The following is a 21,707-nucleotide window of genomic DNA, read 5'->3' as shown; positions in this document are numbered from 1 at the left end:
CAAACTGTGGCGGTTATCAAAGAAATGCGGTCTGCAACTGTAGAGAGCCTCCAAAAATAGCCCGCTTGAGGCTACGTATCCTCAATTTCAGGGGGAAATACCATCACCTTTCCATCGCATCCCAGCATTCCTGATAGGACCTGTCATGAGCCAGACCGACACTTCCACCGCGCGCACTGCGTCCCGCAAGCGCTGGACCGCCACTGACCTCGGCCTTATTGCCGTCTTCGCGGCCTTGGTGGCTGCCTCGGCCGTGGTGCCGGGCATCCCGGTTGGCGCTCTCGGAGTACCCATCACCCTGGTGACCCTGACTGTCATGTTGAGCGGGTTGGTTCTTGGCGCTGGGCGCGGTTTCGCCGCCGTCGGGCTCTATGTACTTCTCGGCTTCGCAGGTTTGCCCATCTTCAGCAGTGGCCGCAGCGGCCTTGGCATCCTCGCCACGCCGTCGGCCGGATACATCATTGCTTTCCCCCTCGCCGCGGCTGCGACGGGTTATTTGGCGGCCGTCATTATCCGCAAGACCGTAAAGTACCGGGCGCTCCTGCTGTTTTCGGCCGCGATGGTGAGCAGCATCGTCCTCGTCCACGGTCTGGGCGTACTGGGCATGATGGTTAACGCCAAACTCGACTTCACCAAGGCAGTCCTCGCGGACCTCCCGTTCTACCCCGGAGACATTCTCAAAAACGTCCTTGCAGTGGTGATCGCGGTGGCAATCCACAAGGCCTTCCCTGACGTTCTGGTTCGTCGCGTCAAGAAATAGCGGAACAATCAGTACATGAACTCCATCAGCTTGACCGGGGTCTCAGTGCGCGTTGCCGTCGATGGCAGCAACGCGCACAAGACCCTGTTGCACGACGTTTCGTTGGATCTCTCCGAACGCCGCATCGGCGTCATCGGTGCCAACGGATCCGGCAAGTCCACGCTCCTTCGGCTCCTGAACGGCCTGGTGGAGCCCAGCGAGGGCACGGTGGTGGTCCACGGCGAGGACACCGTTGCGTCTGTCCGCCGCGTGCGTGGCAACGTCGGTTTCGTTTTCACCGATCCCCTCTCCCAATTGGTCATGCCCACTGGCCGTGAAGACGTTGAGCTGTCGCTCCGCCGCTCCTTCAAGAATGGCCGCGAACGCGCATCCCGGGCCGAGGCACTACTCGACCGGTTCGGGCTCCTGCCCTTGGCCGATCAGAGCATCTATGAACTCTCCGGCGGTGAACGGCAACTGCTGGCCTTGGCCGCGGTCCTCGCTGTGGAACCCCAAGTGCTGGTCCTTGACGAACCGTCCACGTTGCTTGATCTGCGTAACCGCGAACTCCTGCGCCGCACGGTGGCGGGACTTGATCAGCAGGTCATCATGTCCACGCACGACCTCGACCTCGCCCTGGACATGGATCGCGTTTTGGTGGTGGAGTCCGGGCGCATAGTTTTCGACGGCGGCGCGGCAGATGCGATCGCCCATTACCGTGCGCTGTGCCTTGCTGCCTTGGATGAGGCACCCGCGGGGGAATCGCCGCGATGAGGGGACACGGCTTCCTGATTGCCAACTATGTGCGGGGCGACTCGATGATCCACCGCACCCCTCTTTGGCTGAAATTCCTGGTGGTTGCCGCCTGCGGAACAGCCTCTTTCCTGATAGTGGATTGGCTTGTTTCGCTGTTCGTGTTGGCAGTAATGTGCGTGCTCTTCCTCCTGAGCGGTGCGGGTCCCCGCCGATTGATGCGGGCGGTGTGGATGGTTATGCCGGTCCTGCTGGTCATCGGCTTGTTCCAGTGGTGGCAACTTGGTGGCCCCACGGCAGCCCGCATCGTCCTGAACATTCTGGTGTGCGTCGTGGCCGCTTCAGTCCTGACCGCCACTACACCTGTGCAGGATTTGCTGGATGGCGTGGTGTCCCTGGCCAAACCCTTCCAACGCTTCGGCGCGGACCCCGAGCGCTTTGCCCTGACCATCGCGGTGATGCTGCGAAGCATCCCGTTCATTGCCGGGGCCTTCTCGGATGTTCGCGACTCGGCCCGTGCACGCGGGCTCGAACGGAATCCAAGGGCACTGGTCCTCCCGGTTTTCATCACCACCGTTGCCTATGCCCGGCAGACCGGAGATGCACTGGCGGCCCGTGGGCTCGGCGAACCCCACGAGCCGGGCAGGTCTTAGAGCCGCGTATACCGCAGCAGGGATGCCGTTCCCATGCCGCCAGCGATGCTGATCATCGCAAGTGCCACGGTTCCGGCGGCATAGTCGATGTGACGCGCCCGGGCTTGGGCCAGCAACCTGGTCACCAGCACTGTCCCGGATGCGCCGTAACCATGCCCCAGGGCCAGCGCTCCCCCGTCCAGGTTGGCGCGTTCCGGATCGATGCCGAGTTGATCCAGGCAGGCAATCGTCTGCGACGCGAAGGCCTCGTTGAATTCGATGAGGTCGACTTCGCGGGATTCCACACCGTGGACCTCCAATAATCGGCGCGCCGCAGTCGCGGCACCGATGCCCAGCAGTTCTGGGTCTACTCCCGCGGTGTCGCACCCGAGCACCAGAAGGCCGTCGGCCGCGCCCATCTCACGCGCTCGTTTCAGGGACGTGATAACGACGGCGGACGCGGCGTCAGCGTCGAAACACGAGTTCGCTGCGGTGACCGTTCCACCGGGCACGAAGGCTGCCGGGAACCTTGCCATGAGGGCCGGCTTCAGCGATGCTTTGGGACCGTCGTCCGAGGCCACTACGTTGCCGAGCACCTCAACCGGTACGATCTCGTCCACGAATGTTCCCGCAGCAGCGGAAGCCAGGGCCCTCTGGTGGCTTCGCAGGGCATACTCATCCTGCCTCTGCCGGCTGACGCCAAACTCGCGGGCCACGTTTTCTGCAGCAACACCCATATCCGGATCGCCGAAGCCAGGTGGCACAAACGTGGCCCTGGAGTAGAAGCTGAGTCCGCCGTCGTCGTTCCTGTTTGCACGGGCGGGCGCAGTACTGATACTTTCGACGCCGCCCGCCAGATAGAGCGGGTCCCCGCCCGCGGCCACCAGGCGGGCCGCCAGCGCGATGGCATCCAGGCCGGAGCCGCATTGACGGTCAACGGTCAGGCCCGGAACGGTGATGGGCATGCCTGCCTGCAACGCCGCGAAGCGGGCCACGTTTCCGCCGCCACCTACGGCGTTGCCGATGACGACGTCATCCACGCCTGCGGGGTTAATCCCGGTGGATTCCAGTAGTTCCCTGAGCACAGGGGCAAGTAGCTCAGGCGCACGCAGCCTTTTCAACTGGCCGTTGGCGCGGCAGATCGGCGTCCTGAGCGCCGCGATGATGACCGGTTGGCGGGTCTCGTCGGCCAGGCTAACCAAGGGGTTTCGCCCTGGAATCGTGGTTCTTGATCCAATCCAAAAGGACGGTCCGGCTCACCTTGCCACGGTCCGTCACCGGCAATTCAGCAAGGACGTAGTACTGAAGGGGCCACTTGTCCCGGGCCAGCAAGCCATCGAGTCCGGTGCGGAGCTGTGTCGCGGTGACGGCACCGTAGGCTGGCACGACGCCGGCAATCACCTTCTGACCCCGGATGTCGTCCGGGATCCCGGCGGCAACCGCAGCGGAAATGCCGGGCACGGAGGCGAGAGCAAGCTCAACTTCATGCGGATAGACATTCTTGCCTGACGTAATGATCATGTCTGAACGGCGTCCCAGAATATGCAGGGTTCCATCATTCAAATAGCCCTGGTCCCCCACCGTGTACCACCCATCCAAGCAGCGGAAGGCCTGACCGTCGTCGCCCCACAGGTATCCGTCGCTGACCATTCCGCTGCGGATGCTGATGTTGCCGTGCTCTCCGTCCGCCAGTGCGTTTCCGGCGTCGTCCAGGATGCGCAATTCGACCCCTGGGAAGGGCTGCCCAATACCTGTTCCGCCCACATCCAACGGCTCGCCGGCTGCCAGTCGCGTTCCTGAAACGAAACTCAATTCCGATGCGCCGTAGTACTCAAAAATCGCGGCGTTGGGTGCCCAACGCCGCGCTGCCTCCAAAGTGCGTGCGTCGAGCTTGGACCCGGCGCAAATGATGCTCGTGATACCCGAGGCATCGACGTCGCCAGCCAAGCCGCGCTCGCTCAGCAGCCGGAGCATGGTGGGCGCGAGCACCAGGCGCGTGATGCCATCGTGACTGATAGCAGCATGGGCGTCGCCGACGTCGAACTTCTCAAGGGTGTGAAAGGACGCACCCGCGTAGAGACACTCCGAGAGTGCGTAGAGGTTCAAGCTTGCTGCCAAAGGGCCCGGTGCGAGGGTGCGGTCGTGTTGGCAGAGTCCAAAGAATTCAATGGATGCCTCGAACGAAACCTGCCAGGAGCGACGGGACCGTGTGAACGCTTTCGGCACCGAGGTGGTGCCCGAGGTCAGGCCCACCAGGAAGGTGGATGAGGGGTCGCCGTCCACCAACAGGTCCGTGGTTGCCGTGCCGGAATCTCCCAAGCGCGCCACAACTTCATCGATCATTGGCTGCGGCCACAGTGGGTCCAGAACAGCGCACCGCCGCTCACCCGCCACCGCAGCGGCGTATCGCTCAACGAAACCAACGGAGTTGGGCTCAGCGAGAACAGTCGTGGCCGAAGCGTCGCCAAGCACCGCTGTGGCGGCGTCGCGAAGGCCGGACCAGTTGAGCCGGCTGCTGCCCACAACGACGGCGGTGTCGTGCGGACGCTCCTCGGCCCAGAGCTGAAGTTTTTCCAGGAAAGGCATCCAGTCAATTTTACGGCAGTGTCCATGCGCAGGCACCAATAGTGACGTCTATTCTGGCTGTATGAGTTTCAACGATGGCGCACAGCTTGATCCCTCACAAGTCGAAGACCGACGAGGCGGCGGAATGGGCCGCGGTACCAAGATTGGTGGCGGGATCGGCGGCGGAATCGTTGTTCTCCTCCTGGCCCTCTTCGGCATCAACCCAAACATCCTCGGCGACCTCACCGGCGGCGGAAGCCAGCCACCCGCCGTCGAGGGCGGCGCGACCGGCGGCAGCCAGGAATGCCAAACAGGTGCGGACGCAGACAAGCGCCTGGACTGCCGGATTGTCGGTACCGTCAACAGCCTGAACGCCTTCTGGCCGGCGTATCTGGCCGAGTACAACGTGCAATACACCCGACCAGGCACGGTTATTTTCACCGACGGCACCACCACGGGCTGCGGACCCGCGACCACGGCCGTTGGACCCTTCTACTGCCCTGCGGACACCAAGGCGTACTTCGATCCCGGTTTCTTCGACGAACTGGTCACACGATTCGGCTCTTCCGGCGGGCCCCTCGCGCAGGAATACGTGGTGGCCCATGAGTTTGGGCACCACGTCCAGAACATCATCGGCACACTGGATCAAGCCCAGCAGGATCCGCAGGGTCCTCAATCCGGCGCTGTCCGGGTAGAACTCCAGGCCGACTGTTACGCAGGCCTCTGGGTTCGCTACGCCACAACGCAAAAGGAACCGACCAGCGGCAAGCCCTACCTCGATCCCCTCACCGAGCAGGACCTGCAGGACGCGCTCTCGGCCGCCTCCGCCGTCGGCGATGACAGGATCCAGAAGGCCGCAACCGGCCGCGTCTCCCCCGAATCGTGGACGCACGGTTCAAGCGAGCAGCGGCAGAAGTGGTTCTACCAGGGCTACTCCACAGGCGACATCAACAAGTGCGACACGTTTGGGGTGGCCACGCCGTAGTCACTGCATAACCAAAAGTGGCCCCATTAACTAAAAGTGGCCCCGGACTCTTCAGTCCGGGGCCACTTCCATGCCCTCTGCAGGGGCGAAAACTGCTGATCAGATGTTGAAGCCGAGGGCCCGCATCTGGTCCTTGCCGTCATCGGTGATCCGCTCGGGACCCCATGGCGGCATCCATACCCAGTTCAGGCGCCAGTCGTCCACTACGCCGTCGAGGGATTTGCCAACCTGCTCTTCAAGCACGTCCGTCAGCGGGCACGCCGCCGTGGTCAGTGTCATGTCGATCAGGAGGGCGCCGTCCTCGTCCGAGTACTTAAGACCGTAGAGCAGGCCCAAGTCCACCACATTGACCCCAAGTTCCGGGTCAATGACGTCCTTGAGCGCTTCCTCGACGTCCTCGAGGCTGGTACGCGCCGTGTTGATTTCGGTCATGGAACGATCCTAACTAGGCCTGCACAGCAGGAGCAACGGCAACGCCTGCACCTGCGGCGTAGCGGTCGTAGCCTTCTTCTTCAAGACGATCGGCGAGCTCGGGGCCGCCTTCTTCAACTACTTTGCCGTCGACGAAGACGTGCACGAAGTCCGGCTTGATGTAGCGCAGGATACGCGTGTAGTGGGTGATGAGCAGCGTGCCCATGTTGCCCTCGGCGTGTGCGCGGTTGACGCCTTCGGAAACAACCTTCAAGGCGTCGACGTCGAGGCCGGAGTCGGTCTCGTCCAGAACGGCAAACTTCGGCTTGAAGAGTTCGAGCTGGAGGATTTCAACGCGCTTCTTCTCACCACCGGAGAAGCCTTCGTTGACGTTGCGCTGGGCGAAGTCGGCGTCGATGCGCAGCTGCTGCATCGCAGCCTTGACATCCTTGGTCCACGTACGCAGTGCGGGGGCTTCGCCGTCGATGGCGGTCTTTGCGGTGCGCAGGAAGTTGGTCATGGTGACACCCGGAACCTCGACCGGGTACTGCATGGCCAGGAAGACGCCTGCACGGGCGCGCTCATCGACGCTCATCTCCAGGACGTCTTCGCCGTCCAGCGTGATGGTACCGCTGGTGACGGTGTAACGCGGGTGGCCGGCGATGGTGGACGCGAGCGTGGATTTGCCCGAACCGTTGGGACCCATGATTGCGTGGGTCTCACCGGTCTTGATGGTCAGGCTGACGCCCTTCAGGATCTCCTTGGTGCCCTGCTCCGTCTCAATGCTGACGTGCAGGTCCTTGATCTCAAGAGTAGACATGCTCTTCTTTCTTTTTCGTTCGTAAGTCTGGCGGTACTGGGCGCTTAGTAGGTCTCTACCGAAGCGCCGTTCACAACGTTGGTCACGTCCACGTAGACGTCGTCCCCGTCAAGGGTGACGGCGAAGACCGGGACGGGGTCGTATGCAGGCAACTGGAGGGGCTGGCCGCTACGCAGGTCGAACTGGGAGCCATGTCCCCAGCATTCAATGGCGCAGCCCTCAACCTCACCCTCGGACAGTGAGATATCCGCGTGCGAGCAGGTATCTCCGATGGCATGGATGTCCCCCATCGAGTCCTTCACAATGGCTACGGGGTAGTCATCGATCAGGATTCGCAGCGCCTGCTTGACCTGGATGTCGTTGGCGTTGCATACCAGTTCGCCCTTGGTTTGTTCACTCATCTGATTCCTGCCTGACCCGTCTTAGTTGTCTGTCGCAGCGAGTTCGCGCTCAACAGCCTCGGTCAGGCGATCTTCGATGGCCGGTACCTTGATCTGCTGGATGATCTCGTTGAGGAAGCCACGGACCACCAGGCGGCGGGCGACCTTTTCAGGGATACCGCGAGCCATGAGGTAGAACAGGTGCTCGTCATCGAAACGGCCGGTGGCGCTGGCGTGGCCCGCACCCTCAATCAGGCCGGTTTCGATTTCCAGGTTCGGAACAGAATCCGCACGTGCACCGTCAGTCAGGACCAGGTTACGGTTGGCCTCGTAGGTGTCCGTGCCTTCGGCTTCCTTACGGATCAGGACGTCGCCGACCCACACGCTGTGGGCATTGCGGCCCTGCAGCGCACCCTTGTACAAGACGCGCGACTTGCAGTTTGCCACGGCGTGGTCAACGAACAGGCGCTGCTCAAGGTGCTGTCCGGCATCTGCGAAGTACAAGCCAAACATTTCGACGTCGGCGCCCGGCGCAGTAAAACGCGTGGACGGTGTGACGCGGACAAGGTCGCCGCCAAGGCTGACCACGATGTGCTTGAACTTGGCATCCCGGCCGATTTTCGCCTGCTGCGATGAAGCGTGAACGGCGTCGTCTGCCCACTCCTGCAGGGAAATGACGGTCAGTTCAGCGCCATCTTCAACGATGATTTCCACGTTCTCGGAAACCACGGCGGAGCCTTGGTGATCCAGGACTACAACAGCCTTGGAGAAACGCTCAGCCACAATCACGATGTGCTGGGCGGACGGGTCCACGCCAACGCCGGTGAGGAGCACGGAGACTTCGCCCTCGGCCTGCAGTTCAGCAGGAACGGTGATGACGGTCGCCTCGGCGAAGTTCTCCCAGGCGTTGGCCGACACGCGGTCCTCAGGGATTGCGGCCTGGCCGATGCGCTGATCGTCGCGGCCAACAGTCTCAACTACGACGCCGGCAGGTGCCGTCACGCTGACAGCCGGAGCCGCGCCGTTGAGGACTGCGGTGTGAAGGCCACGGAGGCGCTTCAGCGGCGTGAAACGCCAGTCTTCCTCAAGGCCGGTCAGCGGCTTGAAGTCGTCCAGCTTGTAAGAGGTAAGGCGGCCCGCGCGGGAGCTGTCGGGGATGCCGACACCGCCACCGTGCGAGTGGCTCTTGACCGAAGCGCCGCCGAGCGGACCAGCTGAAGGCTGCTCCGACGACTTTTCCAGCCTCTGCGAAGCATTGGTGCCGGTGTTGATGGGCGAAAGGTTCTCGCCCTCCTCGGTGAAGCCGTTGATAAACGGCTGGGCCGAGGGCGCGCCGATGCGCGCCTTTTCAGTAGTGATATCAGTCATTGTTAACCGACGGACCCTTCCATCTGCAGTTCAATCAGGCGGTTCAGCTCAAGGGCGTATTCCATGGGCAGTTCACGGGCGATCGGCTCGATGAAGCCGCGCACGATCATGGCCATGGCCTCGTCCTCAGGCATGCCGCGGGACATCAGATAGAAGAGTTGCTCTTCGCTGACGCGGGAAACGGTGGCCTCGTGGCCCATGACGACGTCATCCTCGCGGATGTCGATGTACGGGTACGTGTCTGAACGGGAAATGGTGTCCACCAGGAGGGCGTCGCAACGGACCGTGTTGGCCGAGTGCTTGGCGCCTTCGCGGACCTGGACAAGACCGCGATAAGCCGCGCGGCCGCCGCCGCGGGCCACGGACTTGGAAATGATCGAGCTCTTGGTGTTCGGCGCGATGTGCACCATCTTGGAGCCGGTGTCCTGGTGCTGTCCTTCACCCGCAAAAGCGATGGACAGGGTTTCACCCTTGGCGTGCTCGCCAACGAGGTAAACAGCCGGGTACTTCATGGTCACCTTGGAGCCGATGTTGCCATCGATCCATTCCATGGTGGCGCCCTCTTCGCAGATGGCGCGTTTGGTGACGAGGTTGTACACGTTGGTGGACCAGTTCTGGATGGTCGTGTAGCGGACGCGTGCGCCCTTCTTCACGATGATCTCCACAACAGCGGAGTGCAGCGAGTCCGAGGTGTAAATCGGGGCGGTGCAGCCTTCGATGTAGTGCACATAGGAGTCTTCGTCAGCGATGATCAGCGTGCGCTCGAACTGGCCCATGTTTTCCGTGTTGATACGGAAGTATGCCTGCAGCGGAATGTCTACGTGGACGCCCTTGGGGACGTACACGAAGGAACCGCCAGACCAAACGGCAGTGTTCAGCGACGCAAACTTGTTGTCGCCCACCGGAATGATCGTGCCGAAGTACTCCTGGAAGATCTCCGGGTGTTCACGCAGTGCGGTGTCGGTGTCCAGGAAGATCACGCCCTGGGCTTCCAGGTCCTCACGGATCTGGTGGTAGACAACCTCGGACTCGTACTGTGCCGCGACACCGGAAACGAGGCGGCTGCGCTCAGCTTCGGGGATGCCCAGCTTTTCGTATGTGTTCCGGATGTCCTCGGGGAGGTCTTCCCACGTGGCTGCTTGCTTTTCGGTGGAGCGGACAAAGTACTTGATGTTGTCGAAGTCGATGCCTGAAAGGTCTGCACCCCAGGTAGGCATGGGCTTGCGGTCGAAGTACTTCAGGCCCTTCAGGCGCAGATCGAGCATCCATTCGGGCTCGTTCTTCTTCGAGGAGATGTCGCGGACAACCTCCTCGTTGAGGCCACGACGGGCGTTTGCGCCTACGTCGTTCTTGTCGGCCCAGCCGTACTCGTAGTTTCCGATACCGTGCAGTTCGGGATTCTTTTCCAGAATCTCCGAGATCACAGTGCCGTCGGCTACCGCTTTCTCTGCTAGTTGGTCCGTCATCACGGCCTTTCTTGCTGGTTGTTTGATTCCTGGTACGGGTTTCCGGACAGCTCTGCGGTGCCTGTAGGCCCCGTGGCAGCCGGACGCCCGGTAGGTATATGGGTTGTGCAGACGTGACCGCCTTGCGCAAGTGTTGATAGGCGCCGGACGTCGACGCCCACCAACCGGGAAAAGACTTTGGTTTCCGTGTCGCAGAACACCGGGAACTCCGCGGCAAGATGCTGTATGGGGCAATGGCCCTGGCACAATTGGACGCTGGACAGTGCTGCGGGCAACGGGGCCTTGGCCTCTATTGAGTGGGCTGAAGCGACATATCCATCACGGCTAAGGGCTTTCGAAAGTGCCATGGCCCGGGCAGTGATGTCCTCCCCCGCAGCTTCGACTTCCGGGGCGTAGCGGCGTTCCATGTCCGAGAAGCGCTCCTCCGCGTACTCCCGCACAGCGTCCTCGCCGGCAATTTCCTGGAGGCGCCTCAGTGCGGAACTCGCGATGTTGAGGTAGTCGTCGCCCAACTTCGATTGTCCTTGGGAGCTCAGGACGTAACGGCGCGCGGGTCGTCCCGCGCCAGCCCCTGCCTTGGCCACACGCTTGACCTCGATAACGCCATGGCGCTCCAAATGGTCAAGGTGGCGACGGACGGCCGCTGGTGTGAATCCGAGCAGGTCGCCAAGCTCCGCTGCGCTTACCGGGCCGTTTTCGAGCACAGCGCTCAGAACGCGGTCCCTTGTGCGATCTTCCGCGTCCGGCAGCGCCGACGAAGGCGCGAAGGCCTCCGCCGCTGCAGCATGCCGCTTTGAAGGCATGGAAACTGGACTCGTCATGGAATACACAACACAATCATGTCGTAATTTGTTTCATGCATCCAGTAAGGCAAGACTGACCTTAGCCAGCACACAAACTGTGACCGTACTACTTCACGTAGAATACTCTGGTGCGATCCCCCGATTCCCCAGTCCTCACCATAGATGGACTCATTAAGGATGTAGGCCCCCTGGCCTCCCTTGACGGCAAAATGCTCCGGGTGGTCAGTGGGCTGTCGCTGATGGCCGAACGCGGGCAAATCACTGCTCTTCTTGGAGCGAACGGCGCCGGCAAGACGACCACGCTCGAATGCGCCCAAGGTTTGCAGAAGCGCACCGGCGGAGACATTTCGCTCCTCGGCGCCGACCCCGATACTGCCGGGGCTGACCTCAGGTCCCGCGTAGGTGTCATGCTTCAGGACGGTGGCCTCCCGCCGTCGGCCCGTCCCCTTCCACTCCTCCGGCACATTGCCGGCATGTACCGGAACCCCATGGACGTCGACCAACTGGTGGAGCGTCTTGGCATCGGACAATTCAGCAGGACGACCGTCCGGCGCCTGTCCGGCGGCCAGAAGCAGCGACTTGCCCTGGCGGCCGCATTGGTTGGCAACCCGGAGATCCTGTTCCTCGACGAACCCAGTGCCGGACTCGATCCGCAGTCGCGGCAGATTGTCTTTGACCTGATTGCAGAACTCCGCGATGCGGGCATGGGCATCGTGCTCACCACGCACTTAATGGACGACGCCGAGCGACTGGCCGACTACGTCTACATCATCGACGGCGGCCACAACGTCGCCGAAGGAACTGTCGCCGAACTCCTCCGGCACGATCATTCGACTGATACGGCTATCACTGACAGGACCTTGTATTTTGATGCACCGTCCGGCCTCGATTTCGCCGGGGTCCTGGGGACAGAGCTGCGGATTGCAGAGACCCGCGCTGGCAGCTACTCCGTTACCGGGGCACTCTCCCCGGCCCATCTTGCGGCACTGACTGCCTGGTGGGCGGAGCGGAACATCATGCCCGCTTCGCTTCGGCTCGAGGCCCGTAGCCTTGAGGACGTTTTCCTTGACATCTCCGGAAGGGACATCCGATGAGCAAACTGCTGTCCCGGAATGCCGGCCCCGCTTCCCTTCCGCGCCGCATCATGCTGCAAGGCCGCTACGAGACCATCACCATGCTGCGCAATGGTGAACAGCTGATTCTGGCCATCATCCTGCCGTTGCTGGCGCTGGTTGGCCTGACGGTAACTCCTTTGTTGGACGGGCTGGGAGGGGCACGCGTTGACGTGGCCACCCCTGGCATCCTTGCGCTGTGCGCCATGTCCACTGCATTTACCGGGCAGGGCATTGCCACCGGATTCGACCGCCGTTACGGCGTCCTCCGGTTCCTGTCCACCACGCCGCTGGGCCGCGGTGGGCTCATTGCGGGCAAAATCCTGGCCGTGCTGGCAGTGCTGTTCCTGCAAGTACTGGTAGTGGGTGCCGTTGCTGGCCTTCTGGGCTGGGCGCCTCGGCCGGAAGCCTGGCTACCCGGAATCGGTCTGCTTGTACTGGGGGCCGCCGCCTTCACAGCACTCGGTCTTCTGGTCGCCGGTACCGTGCGCCCGGAGGCCACCTTGGCCATCACCAACCTCTTATGGATCCTGCTGGGCGCCCTCGGCGGGATCGTCGTGCCTGCCGAACGGCTTCCCGCCTTGGCCCAGGGCATTGTGCAATTCCTTCCGTCAGGCGCGCTGGGGCAGGCTTTGCGCGATGCCTTCCTCTTGGGTGCTGTCCCGCTCCCCGCGGTTTTGATCCTCCTGCTGTGGACAGTGCTGGCCGGCGCTGCAGCAATCCGCTGGTTCAAGTGGAACTGACCGAACCCCATCAGAACTGAGAATTGAGAAAACTGTGAGCACGGCGTCCCGCCTTCCGAAAACCGTCCAGCGATTCGCGGCCAAGCTGCCGACCGAGGTCAACCGCACCATCCGCCGGTTGGCCATGTTGTCATTGATCGGCCAGACCGTGCTGGTGGTTACAGGAGGTGCCGTTCGGCTCACCGCGTCCGGTCTTGGCTGCCCGACGTGGCCGCGCTGCACCGACAACTCGTTGGTCAACACTCCGGAAATGGGCATCCACGGGTTCATCGAATTCGGCAACAGGATGCTGACCTTCGCATTGGCTGCAGTTGCCGCGCTCATGCTGGTCTACTTGTGGAACCTGCGCAAGGAACGGCGGGATCTCTTCCTGCTGGCCCTGGGGCTTCTGGCCAGCATCCCGGCGCAGGCTGTCATTGGCGGCATCACTGTGCTGTCCAACCTCAACCCTTGGGTGGTGGGTCTTCACTTCTTCGTGTCCATGGCACTGGTGATCTTCGCAACACTGCTCGTCAACCGGGCTCACGGCCGGACTGGCGGCTTCATGAATCGCACGCTGCCCTCCCTTCCAGCAATTGCCCGCCCAACGATGATGGCCGTTGCCGTCTGCTCGGCCCTTGCTGTGATGCTCGGCGTTGTGGTGACCGGAGCCGGCCCACACGCAGGCGACGCCGATGCACCCCGCAACGACCTCGACTGGGACCTCTTCTCGCACATCCACGCCGTTCCCGCCTACCTGATCACGGCCGGAACGCTTCTGGCGGTGTTCTTGGTGGTGCGCTACAAGATCGACGGACCTTTCCGCACCGCGGCATTTCTTTTGTTGGGTGTGACGCTGTTGCAGGCTGTCATTGGCTTCACCCAGTACTACAACGGAATCCCCGCCCTCCTCGTAGGCGCCCACATGTTTGGTGCTGCGGTGCTGATGAGCGCTGCCACCAACGCGGCGGACTTGGCCAAGTACAGCTCCCTGCGCTAGCCGCGGATCAACTGGGCCGGATCCGCCCTGGACGCCACCAGCGCTGGATAGACGGCAGACAGGGTGCCCACTCAACAGTCCTGCACCGAGACCCCAGAGTGCCGCATCCGCAGGGATCACCGGGACCCAACCCTCGCTTGCGGCGTAGGCAAGGGCCGCGCCCATGCCTACGGCCCCGCCGGCCATGCCGCCCAGTGCACCCACCACCGCTCCTTCCAGCAGGAACATGGATGCCAAAGGTCCCTTCCGCATTCCCAGCGCGAGCCTCAGCGCAATCTCAGGCGCCCTCGCGAGCACCCCGACGTACATGGTGGTACCGGCGCTAAGACGGGCGATGACGAGCAGGACCACTGAAACGATCGCAACCATCCGGCCGAGGTCGGTGTTTATTCCGTGTTTGAGATCCCTCAGGTCCGCGACGGTCTGCACCTCGATTGCCTCCGTTGACGCGGGACCCAGTGCTTTGGGAAGGACTTCCGCTATGGCCGTCGGCGCGCCGGTCTGCGTTCTCAGGACCAAGCTCGCAGCCACCTTGGTTGACGTTATGGGGTACGACCCCACGCCCACCACAACCGCGCCATCGAGGATGGGGTCACGTCCCGGGTCGTTGATGATTCCCACCACCGGCACTGGCTGGCCATAGAGCCAGATGACGACGCCGGGTCCCGGCTTTGCGACGCCCAGTTGGCGTGCGGCGTCCTCGCCGAGGACGGCCACCGGGGCCCCGAATGAGTTGTCAAGCAAGGCAGCGTCACCTGAAGAGACGGTGGCACCCTGCAGCCGAAGGTAGGCGGTATCGGCGATGCGGACTGCACCACTGAAAGCGGGCGCTTCCGGCACGGAGCCGGGACGAAAAGTCGCCGGCTGAACTTCACTGGCTGGGAGATCGGCAACAACGCCGGCGTCGATGACCCCTGTCAGTAGCCTTGCTGCCGCCAGGTCCGTGGACACCACCGACCAAGAGGCGTATCCACCGTCCCGTGTAGCCCTTACTTCGTCATTGGATGCTGCGTCTATGCGCGCGGAAACCTTGACGGCAGCGCTTTCGCTGAACCCGACGGCCACAACCAAACCGCCGCTGCCCAACAGGACGGCAAGCACCGACAGCAGCGCCTTGGCCGGGCGGATCGTCAGGGCGGAGAGCGCGTCAGCGGTGACGTCGATGATCCCGTGGCGACGACGATACCCGTCTAGGTGTTGGCTGGCTTCGGTTCCAGGCGTCGGGATGTGATTGAGCGTCCGCCGTATGGCGTAGGGATGTGCGAGAGGGACCGGCGAAAGGGCGCGGGATGTGAAAGAGGGTCTGGAAATGGCTCGACGTCGGCACTCAGGTGAGTACCGACGTCGAGTCCTTTTCGGTGAGGTCCTCTTCGGTCGAGCCCTGTTCGGCTCGTTGGGGAAGCCGGAAAACTAGCCGCCGATGATCGGCGAACCGATGAACGGGTCGACAGCCAGCGCGATGAAGAGGAGCGTCAGGTAGCTGATGGAGCCGTGGAAAACCTTCATGGCGCCCTTATTGGAGACGTCGCCGCCCTGCGCGCGCTTGTACAGAGCGTGGCTCTCGTAGAGGAACCATGCACCGGCTGCAACTGCAGCAATCGTGTAGACCCAGCCCGCTCCGCCAACGGGGATCATGAGCAGCGAGCAAGCCACCATGGCCCACGCATAGAGCACCACCTGTACCGAGACAACCTTTGCACCGGCAATTGCACCGAGCATGGGTACCTTGGCGTTGCGGTAGTCCTCGCCGTAGCGCATGGACAGCGGCCAGTAGTGCGGGGGCGTCCACAGGAAAATAACCATGAAAAGAACGACGGCGGGCCACTCCACTGTGTTGGTCACAGCGGCCCAGGCGATGAGCACCGGGAAGCAGCCGGCGGCGCCGCCCCAGACGATATTCTGTGCCGTGCGGCGCTTCAGGATCATGGTGTAGATGACCACATAGAACAAGATGGCGCCGAGGCCCAGCCAGGCTGACAGCGGGTTCGCGCCGAACCAAAGGATCGCAATGGAGGCCGCACCGAGAATATAGGCGAAGACCAAAGCCTCGCGTGGGGAGACCTCGCCGGTGACCAACGGACGTTTTTCGGTGCGGTGCATCAGTTTGTCGATGTCGCGGTCGATGTAACAGTTGAAAACTCCAGCGCTGCCAGCAGCGAATGCGCCGCCGACAAGCGTTGCCAGGATGAGTCCAATGGACGGGAACCCACGCTGGGCGAAGATCATGGTGGGGAGTGTGCTGACCAGGAGCAACTCGATGACACGCGGTTTGGTGAGGGCCAGATACGCCTTGAACTTACGGGAAATTCCGATGCTTCCCCGGGCCGGGGACGCGTTAAGGGGCGTATCAGTTGTGCTCACGGCGGCAGTCACTCTGTTCTATGCTCTGGGGTTCTTCGCAACGGTTGCCGTCCCTGGAACCGGGGGCATGAACCGCTGGTGGCCTCCAAATATCATACCGTGGCCGGAAGTGCGCCGATGTCCGCAAAAAGCGCCAATGTTTCCGAATCTTCACGCCCCGGCGGCGCCATCGTGATTCATATAAGGGAATTTAGGTCCAGTTAGTGGGATTCCCTGAGTCCCACGACACGTTTAGGGCTAAGCTGTTGAGCAGATCAGCACACGTTGACGATCCGGGAAACCGTATTCTTGGATATCCGTGCGTCTGGATGAGAGATCAACGTTTCAATGGTGAACGGCTGGTAGACACATTGCAGCGGGCGCCATCCTGTGCTTCCTGCGTGCCGTGTTCCTACGCCTGCCGTCAGCACAGAGAGGGGCTCGGTTTTCGTGCCACATTTGGAAGAGCAAGAACTGTCATGGACCGATCTGGACCAGAAGGCTGTTGACACGGTTCGCGTGTTGGCCGCCGACGCTGTGGAGAAGGTCGGCAACGGCCACCCTGGTACGGCGATGAGCTTGGCTCCGGCAGCATACTTGCTGTTCCAGAAGCTGATGCGCCATGACCCGAAGAACCCGGACTGGATTGGCCGTGACCGGTTCGTACTGTCCCCGGGTCACACCTCGCTGACCCTTTACATCCAGTTGTTCCTCTCCGGCTACGGGCTGGAACTGAAGGACCTTGAGGCGCTGCGTACCTGGGGTTCGCTGACCCCGGGCCACCCGGAATACAAGCACACCGCCGGTGTGGAAATCACCACCGGCCCGCTGGGCCAGGGCCTGGCTTCGGCTGTCGGCTTCGCCTACTCCCAGCGTCGCCAACGCGGCCTGTTCGACGCCGATGCTCCCGCCGGCGAATCGCCGTTCGACCACACCATCTGGGTTATCGCTTCCGACGGAGACCTCCAGGAAGGTGTCACGTCCGAGGCGTCCTCGCTGGCCGGGCACCAGGAACTGGGCAACCTCGTCGTGGTCTACGACGAGAACCACATCTCCATTGAAGATGACACCGACATCGCGTTCACCGAGGATGTCCTCAAGCGCTACGAAGCGTACGGCTGGCACACCCAGCGCGTGGACTGGACCCGCACCGGCGAGTACGTCGAGGACCTCCAGGAACTCTACGCGGCACTGCTCGCAGCCAAGGCAGAGACGAACAAGCCGTCCATCATCTCGCTGCGCACCATCATCGGCTACCCGGCCCCGAAGAAGCAGAACACCGGCAAGATCCACGGCTCGGCCCTGGGCGCCGAAGAAGTCGCAGCACTGAAGACGGTCCTCGGTTTCGATCCGGCCAAGTCCTTCGAGGTTGACGAAGCAGTCCTCGCCCACGCCCGCAAGGTCCTGGACCGCGGCGCCGAGTCACGCGCGGCATGGCAGTCCTCGTTTGAGGCCTGGCAGGCATCGAACCCGGACGGCGCTGCCCTGCTGGAACGTGTTGAGGCCAAGAAGCTGCCCGTAGGCATCGACGCCGCCCTGCCCGTGTTCGAAGCAGGCAAGGACGTTTCCACCCGCGCTGCCTCGGGCAAGGTCCTGAACGCGATCGGCCCGGTTCTTCCCGAGCTCTGGGGCGGTTCGGCCGACCTCGCCGAGTCCAACAACACCACCATTGAAGGCTCGCCGTCGTTCATCCCGGCCTCGCGCTCCACGGACGCCTGGAAGGGCAACCCCTACGGCCGGGTCCTGCACTTCGGTATCCGGGAACACGCTGCCGCCTCGATCGTGAACGGTATCTCCCTGCACGGCCGCACCCGCGCCTTCTCCGGCACGTTCCTGATCTTCAGCGACTACCAGCGCCCGGCCATCCGCCTCGGCGCCCTGATGGGTGTCCCGTCCCTGTACGTCTGGACGCACGACTCCATCGGCCTGGGCGAGGACGGCCCCACCCACCAGCCGGTGGAGCAGCTCGCGTCCCTGCGCGCCATCCCGGGCCTGGACGTGGTCCGTCCCGGCGACGCGAACGAGGTCTCCGCAGCCTGGAAGGCCATGCTGGAGAACCACGAGAACCCCGCTGGCATTGTGCTGACCCGCCAGAACATCCCCACCTACGCCCGCGGCGAAGGTGAAGCCACCGGTGACACCTTCGGTTCCACGGCTGGTGTGGCCAAGGGCGGTTACGTCCTGGCTGAGGCATCCAAGGACGGCGAAACCGTTGACGCGCAGGTCATCCTGATCGGCACCGGCTCGGAAGTCCAGCTCGCCGTCGCAGCCCGCGAAACCCTGCAGGCTGAAGGCATCGCCACCCGCGTTGTGTCCATGCCCTGCGTTGAATGGTTCAACAAGCAGGACGAGGCTTACCGCGAATCCGTGCTCCCCACCGTCGTGAAGGCCCGCGTTTCGGTTGAAGCCGGCCTCGCACTGGGCTGGCGCGAATTCGTCGGCGACGCCGGCCGCTCCATCTCCCTCGAGCACTTCGGCGCCTCCGCCGACTACAAGCGCCTGTTCCAGGAATTCGGCATCACCACCGAAGCCGTCGCAGCCGCAGCCAAAGACTCCCTCGCAGGCCTGACGGCCTGATCCCCCATTACAGGAGAAAAACACATGTCCAGCACTCCCACACAGTTGCTTTCTGATGCCGGCGTTTCGATCTGGCTCGATGACCTCTCCCGCAGCCGCCTCGAAACGGGCACCCTGCAGAAACTGATCGACGAAAAGAACGTGGTCGGTGTGACCACCAACCCGTCGATCTTCCACGCTGCCATCACCTCCGGTACGGATTACGACGCCACGATCGCTGCCCAGGCAGCTGTCGGCGCGAGCGTTGAGGAGACGATTTTCGAGATCACTACTGCCGACGTCGCCGACGCCTGCGACCTGTTCGCTCCGATCGCCGCCGCCACCAACGGTGTGGACGGCCGGGTCTCCATCGAGGTGGACCCCCGCCTTGCATGGGACACCGCAGGCACCATCGCTGAGGCCAAGCACCTCTACGCCAAGGTCAACAAGAACAACGTCCACATCAAGATCCCGGCAACCCTGGAAGGCCTGGAAGCCATCACGGCCACCCTAGCGGAGGGCATCAGCGTCAACGTGACGCTCATCTTCTCCCTGGAGCGCTACCGTGCGGTCATCAACGCGTTCCAGTCCGGCTTGGAGCAGGCCAAGGAGAACGGCCACGACCTCTCCACGATCCACTCCGTGGCATCGTTCTTCGTGTCCCGCGTTGATTCTGAAATCGACAAGCGTCTCGACGCCATCGGCACCGAGGACGCCAAGGCCCTCAAGGGCAAGGCAGGTGTCGCCAACGCACGCCTCGCATACCAGGTCTACGAAGAGCTGTTCTCCACCGAGCGCTGGGCAGTGCTGGCTGAGGCCGGCGCCCTGCCGCAGCGTCCGCTCTGGGCCTCCACCGGCGTGAAGGATCCGGCCTACCCGGACACTCTCTACGTCACGGAACTCGTAGCAGCCGGCGTGGTCAACACCATGCCTGAGAAGACCCTGGACGCCACGTTCGACCACGGCGTAGTCACCGGCGACACCATCACCGGCACTTACGCGGAGGCTAACGAAACCCTCAATGCCCTCGAAGCACTCGGCGTTTCCTACAACGACGTGGTGGCACTGCTGGAATCCGAGGGCCTTGAGAAGTTCGTGGCCAGCTGGAAGGAACTCCTGGCCGACGTTGAAGGCGCCCTCGCCACCGCACGGAAGGCTTCCTAACCGACCATGAGCACAATCAGCTACGACGCCAGCGGCGCCGCACAGCAGGCAATCGCCCAGCAGATCACCAGCTTGGTGGAGGACAAGGTCGCCACGCGGATTTTTGCCAAGGACCACACCCTGTGGGGTCCGGAAGCGGAATCCGAGTCCGCGATCCGTCTCGGCTGGGTAGAGGCACCCGCTATCTCCCAGTCCTTGGTTGACGGCATCCTCGAACTCCGTGATGCACTGCGCGCCGAAGGCGTCTCCCGTATTGTCCTCTGCGGCATGGGTGGCTCCTCCTTGGCCCCCGAGGTCATTGCCGGCACCGCTGGCGTCGAGCTGACTGTGCTGGACAGCACGGATCCCGAGCAGGTCAGTGCTGCCCTGGCAGACCGGCTGGCGGAAACGGCCATCGTCGTGTCCTCCAAGTCCGGCTCCACGGTGGAAACCGATTCGCAGCGACGGGTGTTCGAGAAGGCTTTCAACGACGCCGGAATCGATGCCAAGAGCCGCATCATCATCGTCACTGACCCGGGCTCGCCCCTGGACAAGGCTTCCCGCGAGGCCGGCTACCGTGCGGTCTTCAACGCCGATCCCAACGTCGGCGGCCGTTTCTCGGCTCTGACTGCATTTGGATTGGTTCCCTGCGGCCTGGCCGGCGTCGACATCCAGGCTTTCCTGGACGAAGCCGAGGAAGCTGCTGAGATCCTCAACGAAGACTCCGCTGACAACATTGGCCTCGCCTTGGGCATCGCCCTGGGTGGCACCAGCCCGCTGCGCAACAAGATTGTCATCGCTGAGGACGGCTCGGGCATTGTCGGTTTCGCTGACTGGGCCGAACAGCTCATCGCCGAATCCACCGGCAAGCTGGGCACCGGTGTCCTGCCGGTGGTTGCGGGCCCGGATTCCCCCGAGGCCGTTAACGGCGCCGAGGACGTCCTCGTCATTCGCCTGGTAAATGCTGATGCCGACGTCGAACTTCGCGAGAACGAAGTTGCGATCGCCGGTGGTCTGGCGTCCCAGATGTTCGTTTGGGAATTCGCTACGGCTGTCGCTGGTCGCCTCCTGGGCATCAACCCGTTCGACCAGCCTGACGTGGAGGCCGCAAAGGTAGCCGCCCGCGGCCTGCTGGACGCGCGTCCCGAACCCACTCCTGCAGCGTTCACCGATGGTGCAGTGGAAGTTCGTGGCGGCGAATGGCTCGGATCTGCAGCTACTGCTGCCGAAGCCGTTCAAGCCCTCCTCGCCCAGCTGGGCACGGATGGCTACCTGAGCGTCCAGGCTTACTTGGACCGCATCTCCCACGCACCGCTCGAAGGCATCAGGGACGAACTTGCCGCTGTTAGCGGACGGCCCGTGACGTTTGGCTGGGGCCCGCGGTTCCTGCACTCTACCGGCCAGTTCCACAAGGGTGGACCGGCTATTGGAGTGTTCCTGCAGATCACTGCCTCGTCCTCCACCGATCTTGAAATCCCGGAGCGCCCCTTCACGTTTGGACAGCTCATCGCTGCCCAGGCCTCGGGCGACGCCCAGGTCCTTGAAGGCCATGGCCGGCCCGTACTGCGCTTGCACCTCACCGAGCGTGCCGCAGGCGTAGCCCAGCTCCAGGAAGTCGTCGCTGCGTTGGCCGGCCAGGCCAGCGCACTCGAAAGCTAAGGCACAAACCAAACATGCCAGAATCTGAAAACGGCAGGAAGAACGTCGGCCTGCGGAATCCTTTGCGGGATCCGCGGGATCGTCGCCTGAACCGCATTGCCGGGCCGTCGTCGTTGGTGTTCTTCGGAGTCACCGGTGACCTTGCCCGTAAGAAGCTCATGCCCGCGGTCTATGACCTGGCGAACCGGGGGTTGTTGCCGCCGAGTTTCGCGTTGGTTGGTTTTGGTCGGCGGGAGTGGGACGACGCTGATTT

19 protein-coding genes and 2 pseudogenes are annotated in these 21,707 nt (G+C 62.9%); 11 read left to right on the top strand and 10 right to left on the bottom strand.

Going from position 1 to position 21,707, the window contains the following annotated elements:
* Nucleotides 1–145: 145 nt before the first annotated feature.
* Genes ACIQC5_RS09680 through ACIQC5_RS09670 form a run of 3 tightly spaced genes read left to right on the top strand, consistent with a single transcriptional unit; the run spans nt 146 to nt 2,145 of the window.
* The gene (locus tag ACIQC5_RS09680; RefSeq protein WP_400280976.1) at nt 146–760 is read left to right on the top strand and encodes a biotin transporter BioY; all 615 of its coding nucleotides are present in this window, start codon (nt 146–148) and stop codon (nt 758–760) included.
* A 15-nt stretch (nt 761–775) separates the two neighbouring features.
* Nucleotides 776–1,513, top strand: coding sequence for an energy-coupling factor ABC transporter ATP-binding protein (locus ACIQC5_RS09675; RefSeq protein WP_400280973.1), 738 nt, complete (start codon nt 776–778; stop codon nt 1,511–1,513).
* Nucleotides 1,510–2,145 carry an energy-coupling factor transporter transmembrane component T family protein gene (locus ACIQC5_RS09670; protein ID WP_400280970.1) on the top strand — a complete coding sequence of 212 codons (636 nt, stop codon included), beginning with the start codon at nt 1,510–1,512 and terminating at the stop codon, nt 2,143–2,145. Before ACIQC5_RS09675 ends, ACIQC5_RS09670 begins: the two co-directional genes overlap by 4 nt.
* Here ACIQC5_RS09670 and ACIQC5_RS09665 read toward each other — a convergent pair.
* Both ACIQC5_RS09665 and ACIQC5_RS09660 read right to left on the bottom strand, forming a co-directional pair.
* The gene (locus ACIQC5_RS09665; RefSeq protein ID WP_400280967.1) at nt 2,142–3,326 is read right to left on the bottom strand and encodes a thiolase family protein; all 1,185 of its coding nucleotides are present in this window, start codon (nt 3,324–3,326) and stop codon (nt 2,142–2,144) included. The genes ACIQC5_RS09670 and ACIQC5_RS09665 overlap by 4 nt on opposite strands.
* Nucleotides 3,319–4,710 (bottom strand): class I adenylate-forming enzyme family protein, encoded by a 1,392-nt coding sequence (locus ACIQC5_RS09660; RefSeq protein ID WP_400280964.1) that lies wholly within the window; start codon nt 4,708–4,710, stop codon nt 3,319–3,321. Before ACIQC5_RS09660 ends, ACIQC5_RS09665 begins: the two co-directional genes overlap by 8 nt.
* A 61-nt stretch (nt 4,711–4,771) precedes the next feature.
* Here ACIQC5_RS09660 and ACIQC5_RS09655 point away from each other — a divergent pair, with 61 nt between their 5' ends.
* On the top strand, nt 4,772–5,674 hold the full coding sequence (locus ACIQC5_RS09655) for a neutral zinc metallopeptidase (protein WP_400280961.1): 903 nt from the start codon (nt 4,772–4,774) through the stop codon (nt 5,672–5,674).
* A 99-nt stretch (nt 5,675–5,773) separates the two neighbouring features.
* Here ACIQC5_RS09655 and ACIQC5_RS09650 read toward each other — a convergent pair whose 3' ends face one another.
* The 6 genes from ACIQC5_RS09650 to ACIQC5_RS09625 are packed head-to-tail and all read right to left on the bottom strand — an operon-like array spanning nt 5,774 to nt 10,940.
* Nucleotides 5,774–6,106: a metal-sulfur cluster assembly factor gene (locus tag ACIQC5_RS09650; RefSeq protein ID WP_011774796.1), complete on the bottom strand. Its 333-nt coding sequence runs from the start codon at nt 6,104–6,106 to the stop codon at nt 5,774–5,776.
* A 13-nt stretch (nt 6,107–6,119) separates the two neighbouring features.
* Nucleotides 6,120–6,905, bottom strand: coding sequence for a Fe-S cluster assembly ATPase SufC (gene sufC, locus ACIQC5_RS09645; protein ID WP_400280957.1), 786 nt, complete (start codon nt 6,903–6,905; stop codon nt 6,120–6,122).
* 44 nt (nt 6,906–6,949) lie between these two features.
* Entirely contained in the window at nt 6,950–7,306 is a 357-nt protein-coding gene (locus ACIQC5_RS09640) for a non-heme iron oxygenase ferredoxin subunit (protein WP_400280954.1), read from the bottom strand.
* 21 nt (nt 7,307–7,327) lie between these two features.
* Nucleotides 7,328–8,653: a Fe-S cluster assembly protein SufD gene (sufD, locus tag ACIQC5_RS09635; RefSeq protein ID WP_400280951.1), complete on the bottom strand. Its 1,326-nt coding sequence runs from the start codon at nt 8,651–8,653 to the stop codon at nt 7,328–7,330.
* Between the two features lie 2 nt (nt 8,654–8,655).
* Complete coding sequence (gene sufB, locus ACIQC5_RS09630) at nt 8,656–10,119, bottom strand: Fe-S cluster assembly protein SufB (RefSeq protein ID WP_377673160.1); 1,464 nt, start codon at nt 10,117–10,119, stop codon at nt 8,656–8,658.
* Complete coding sequence (locus tag ACIQC5_RS09625) at nt 10,119–10,940, bottom strand: helix-turn-helix transcriptional regulator (protein ID WP_400280947.1); 822 nt, start codon at nt 10,938–10,940, stop codon at nt 10,119–10,121. Before ACIQC5_RS09625 ends, sufB begins: the two co-directional genes overlap by 1 nt.
* Nucleotides 10,941–11,050: 110 nt before the next feature.
* Between ACIQC5_RS09625 and ACIQC5_RS09620 the strand changes: the two genes are divergently transcribed.
* From ACIQC5_RS09620 to ACIQC5_RS09610, 3 genes are read left to right on the top strand one after another with little or no spacing between them, the layout of a single operon-like run.
* Nucleotides 11,051–12,016 carry an ABC transporter ATP-binding protein gene (locus ACIQC5_RS09620; protein WP_400280944.1) on the top strand — a complete coding sequence of 322 codons (966 nt, stop codon included), beginning with the start codon at nt 11,051–11,053 and terminating at the stop codon, nt 12,014–12,016.
* Nucleotides 12,013–12,777, top strand: a complete 765-nt coding sequence (locus ACIQC5_RS09615) for an ABC transporter permease (protein WP_400280941.1) — start codon at nt 12,013–12,015, stop codon at nt 12,775–12,777. The genes ACIQC5_RS09620 and ACIQC5_RS09615 overlap by 4 nt, the downstream gene beginning before the upstream one ends.
* 34 nt (nt 12,778–12,811) lie before the next feature.
* Nucleotides 12,812–13,756 carry a heme A synthase gene (locus ACIQC5_RS09610; protein ID WP_400280938.1) on the top strand — a complete coding sequence of 315 codons (945 nt, stop codon included), beginning with the start codon at nt 12,812–12,814 and terminating at the stop codon, nt 13,754–13,756.
* A 156-nt stretch (nt 13,757–13,912) separates the two neighbouring features.
* Here ACIQC5_RS09610 and ACIQC5_RS09605 read toward each other — a convergent pair.
* Nucleotides 13,913–14,857: pseudogene (locus ACIQC5_RS09605) on the bottom strand (ABC transporter permease); the annotation flags it as partial.
* 309 nt (nt 14,858–15,166) lie between these two features.
* Nucleotides 15,167–16,129 carry a heme o synthase gene (locus tag ACIQC5_RS09600; RefSeq protein ID WP_400280935.1) on the bottom strand — a complete coding sequence of 321 codons (963 nt, stop codon included), beginning with the start codon at nt 16,127–16,129 and terminating at the stop codon, nt 15,167–15,169.
* Between the two features lie 417 nt (nt 16,130–16,546).
* Here ACIQC5_RS09600 and tkt point away from each other — a divergent pair, with 417 nt between their 5' ends.
* From tkt to ACIQC5_RS09580, 4 genes and pseudogenes are all read left to right on the top strand, one after another.
* A complete protein-coding gene (gene tkt, locus ACIQC5_RS09595) occupies nt 16,547–18,673 on the top strand; it encodes a transketolase (RefSeq protein ID WP_400280932.1) in 2,127 nt (708 codons plus the stop codon).
* Nucleotides 18,674–18,697: 24 nt separating this feature from the next.
* A complete protein-coding gene (tal, locus tag ACIQC5_RS09590) occupies nt 18,698–19,816 on the top strand; it encodes a transaldolase (RefSeq protein WP_400280929.1) in 1,119 nt (372 codons plus the stop codon).
* Between the two features lie 6 nt (nt 19,817–19,822).
* Complete coding sequence (locus ACIQC5_RS09585) at nt 19,823–21,454, top strand: glucose-6-phosphate isomerase (RefSeq protein WP_400280926.1); 1,632 nt, start codon at nt 19,823–19,825, stop codon at nt 21,452–21,454.
* A 14-nt stretch (nt 21,455–21,468) separates the two neighbouring features.
* A pseudogene (locus ACIQC5_RS09580) lies at nt 21,469–21,707 on the top strand (glucose-6-phosphate dehydrogenase); the annotation flags it as partial.

The organism is Paenarthrobacter sp. NPDC092416, from assembly GCF_044755025.1.
In the GTDB taxonomy this organism is placed as follows: domain Bacteria; phylum Actinomycetota; class Actinomycetes; order Actinomycetales; family Micrococcaceae; genus Arthrobacter.
Note: the sequence above shows the minus strand (reverse complement) of the source record. Positions and strands in the feature narration are given on the sequence as shown.

Coding starts and splice junctions, on each gene's coding strand:
- ACIQC5_RS09680 (WP_400280976.1), top strand. CDS start 146: ATGAGCCAGACCGACACTTCCACCGCGCGCACTGCGTCCCGCAAGCGC.
- ACIQC5_RS09675 (WP_400280973.1), top strand. CDS start 776: ATGAACTCCATCAGCTTGACCGGGGTCTCAGTGCGCGTTGCCGTCGAT.
- ACIQC5_RS09670 (WP_400280970.1), top strand. CDS start 1,510: ATGAGGGGACACGGCTTCCTGATTGCCAACTATGTGCGGGGCGACTCG.
- ACIQC5_RS09660 (WP_400280964.1), bottom strand. CDS start 4,710: ATGCCTTTCCTGGAAAAACTTCAGCTCTGGGCCGAGGAGCGTCCGCAC.
- ACIQC5_RS09655 (WP_400280961.1), top strand. CDS start 4,772: ATGAGTTTCAACGATGGCGCACAGCTTGATCCCTCACAAGTCGAAGAC.
- ACIQC5_RS09650 (WP_011774796.1), bottom strand. CDS start 6,106: ATGACCGAAATCAACACGGCGCGTACCAGCCTCGAGGACGTCGAGGAA.
- sufC (WP_400280957.1), bottom strand. CDS start 6,905: ATGTCTACTCTTGAGATCAAGGACCTGCACGTCAGCATTGAGACGGAG.
- ACIQC5_RS09640 (WP_400280954.1), bottom strand. CDS start 7,306: ATGAGTGAACAAACCAAGGGCGAACTGGTATGCAACGCCAACGACATC.
- sufD (WP_400280951.1), bottom strand. CDS start 8,653: ATGACTGATATCACTACTGAAAAGGCGCGCATCGGCGCGCCCTCGGCC.
- sufB (WP_377673160.1), bottom strand. CDS start 10,119: ATGACGGACCAACTAGCAGAGAAAGCGGTAGCCGACGGCACTGTGATC.
- ACIQC5_RS09625 (WP_400280947.1), bottom strand. CDS start 10,940: ATGACGAGTCCAGTTTCCATGCCTTCAAAGCGGCATGCTGCAGCGGCG.
- ACIQC5_RS09615 (WP_400280941.1), top strand. CDS start 12,013: ATGAGCAAACTGCTGTCCCGGAATGCCGGCCCCGCTTCCCTTCCGCGC.
- tal (WP_400280929.1), top strand. CDS start 18,698: ATGTCCAGCACTCCCACACAGTTGCTTTCTGATGCCGGCGTTTCGATC.
- ACIQC5_RS09585 (WP_400280926.1), top strand. CDS start 19,823: ATGAGCACAATCAGCTACGACGCCAGCGGCGCCGCACAGCAGGCAATC.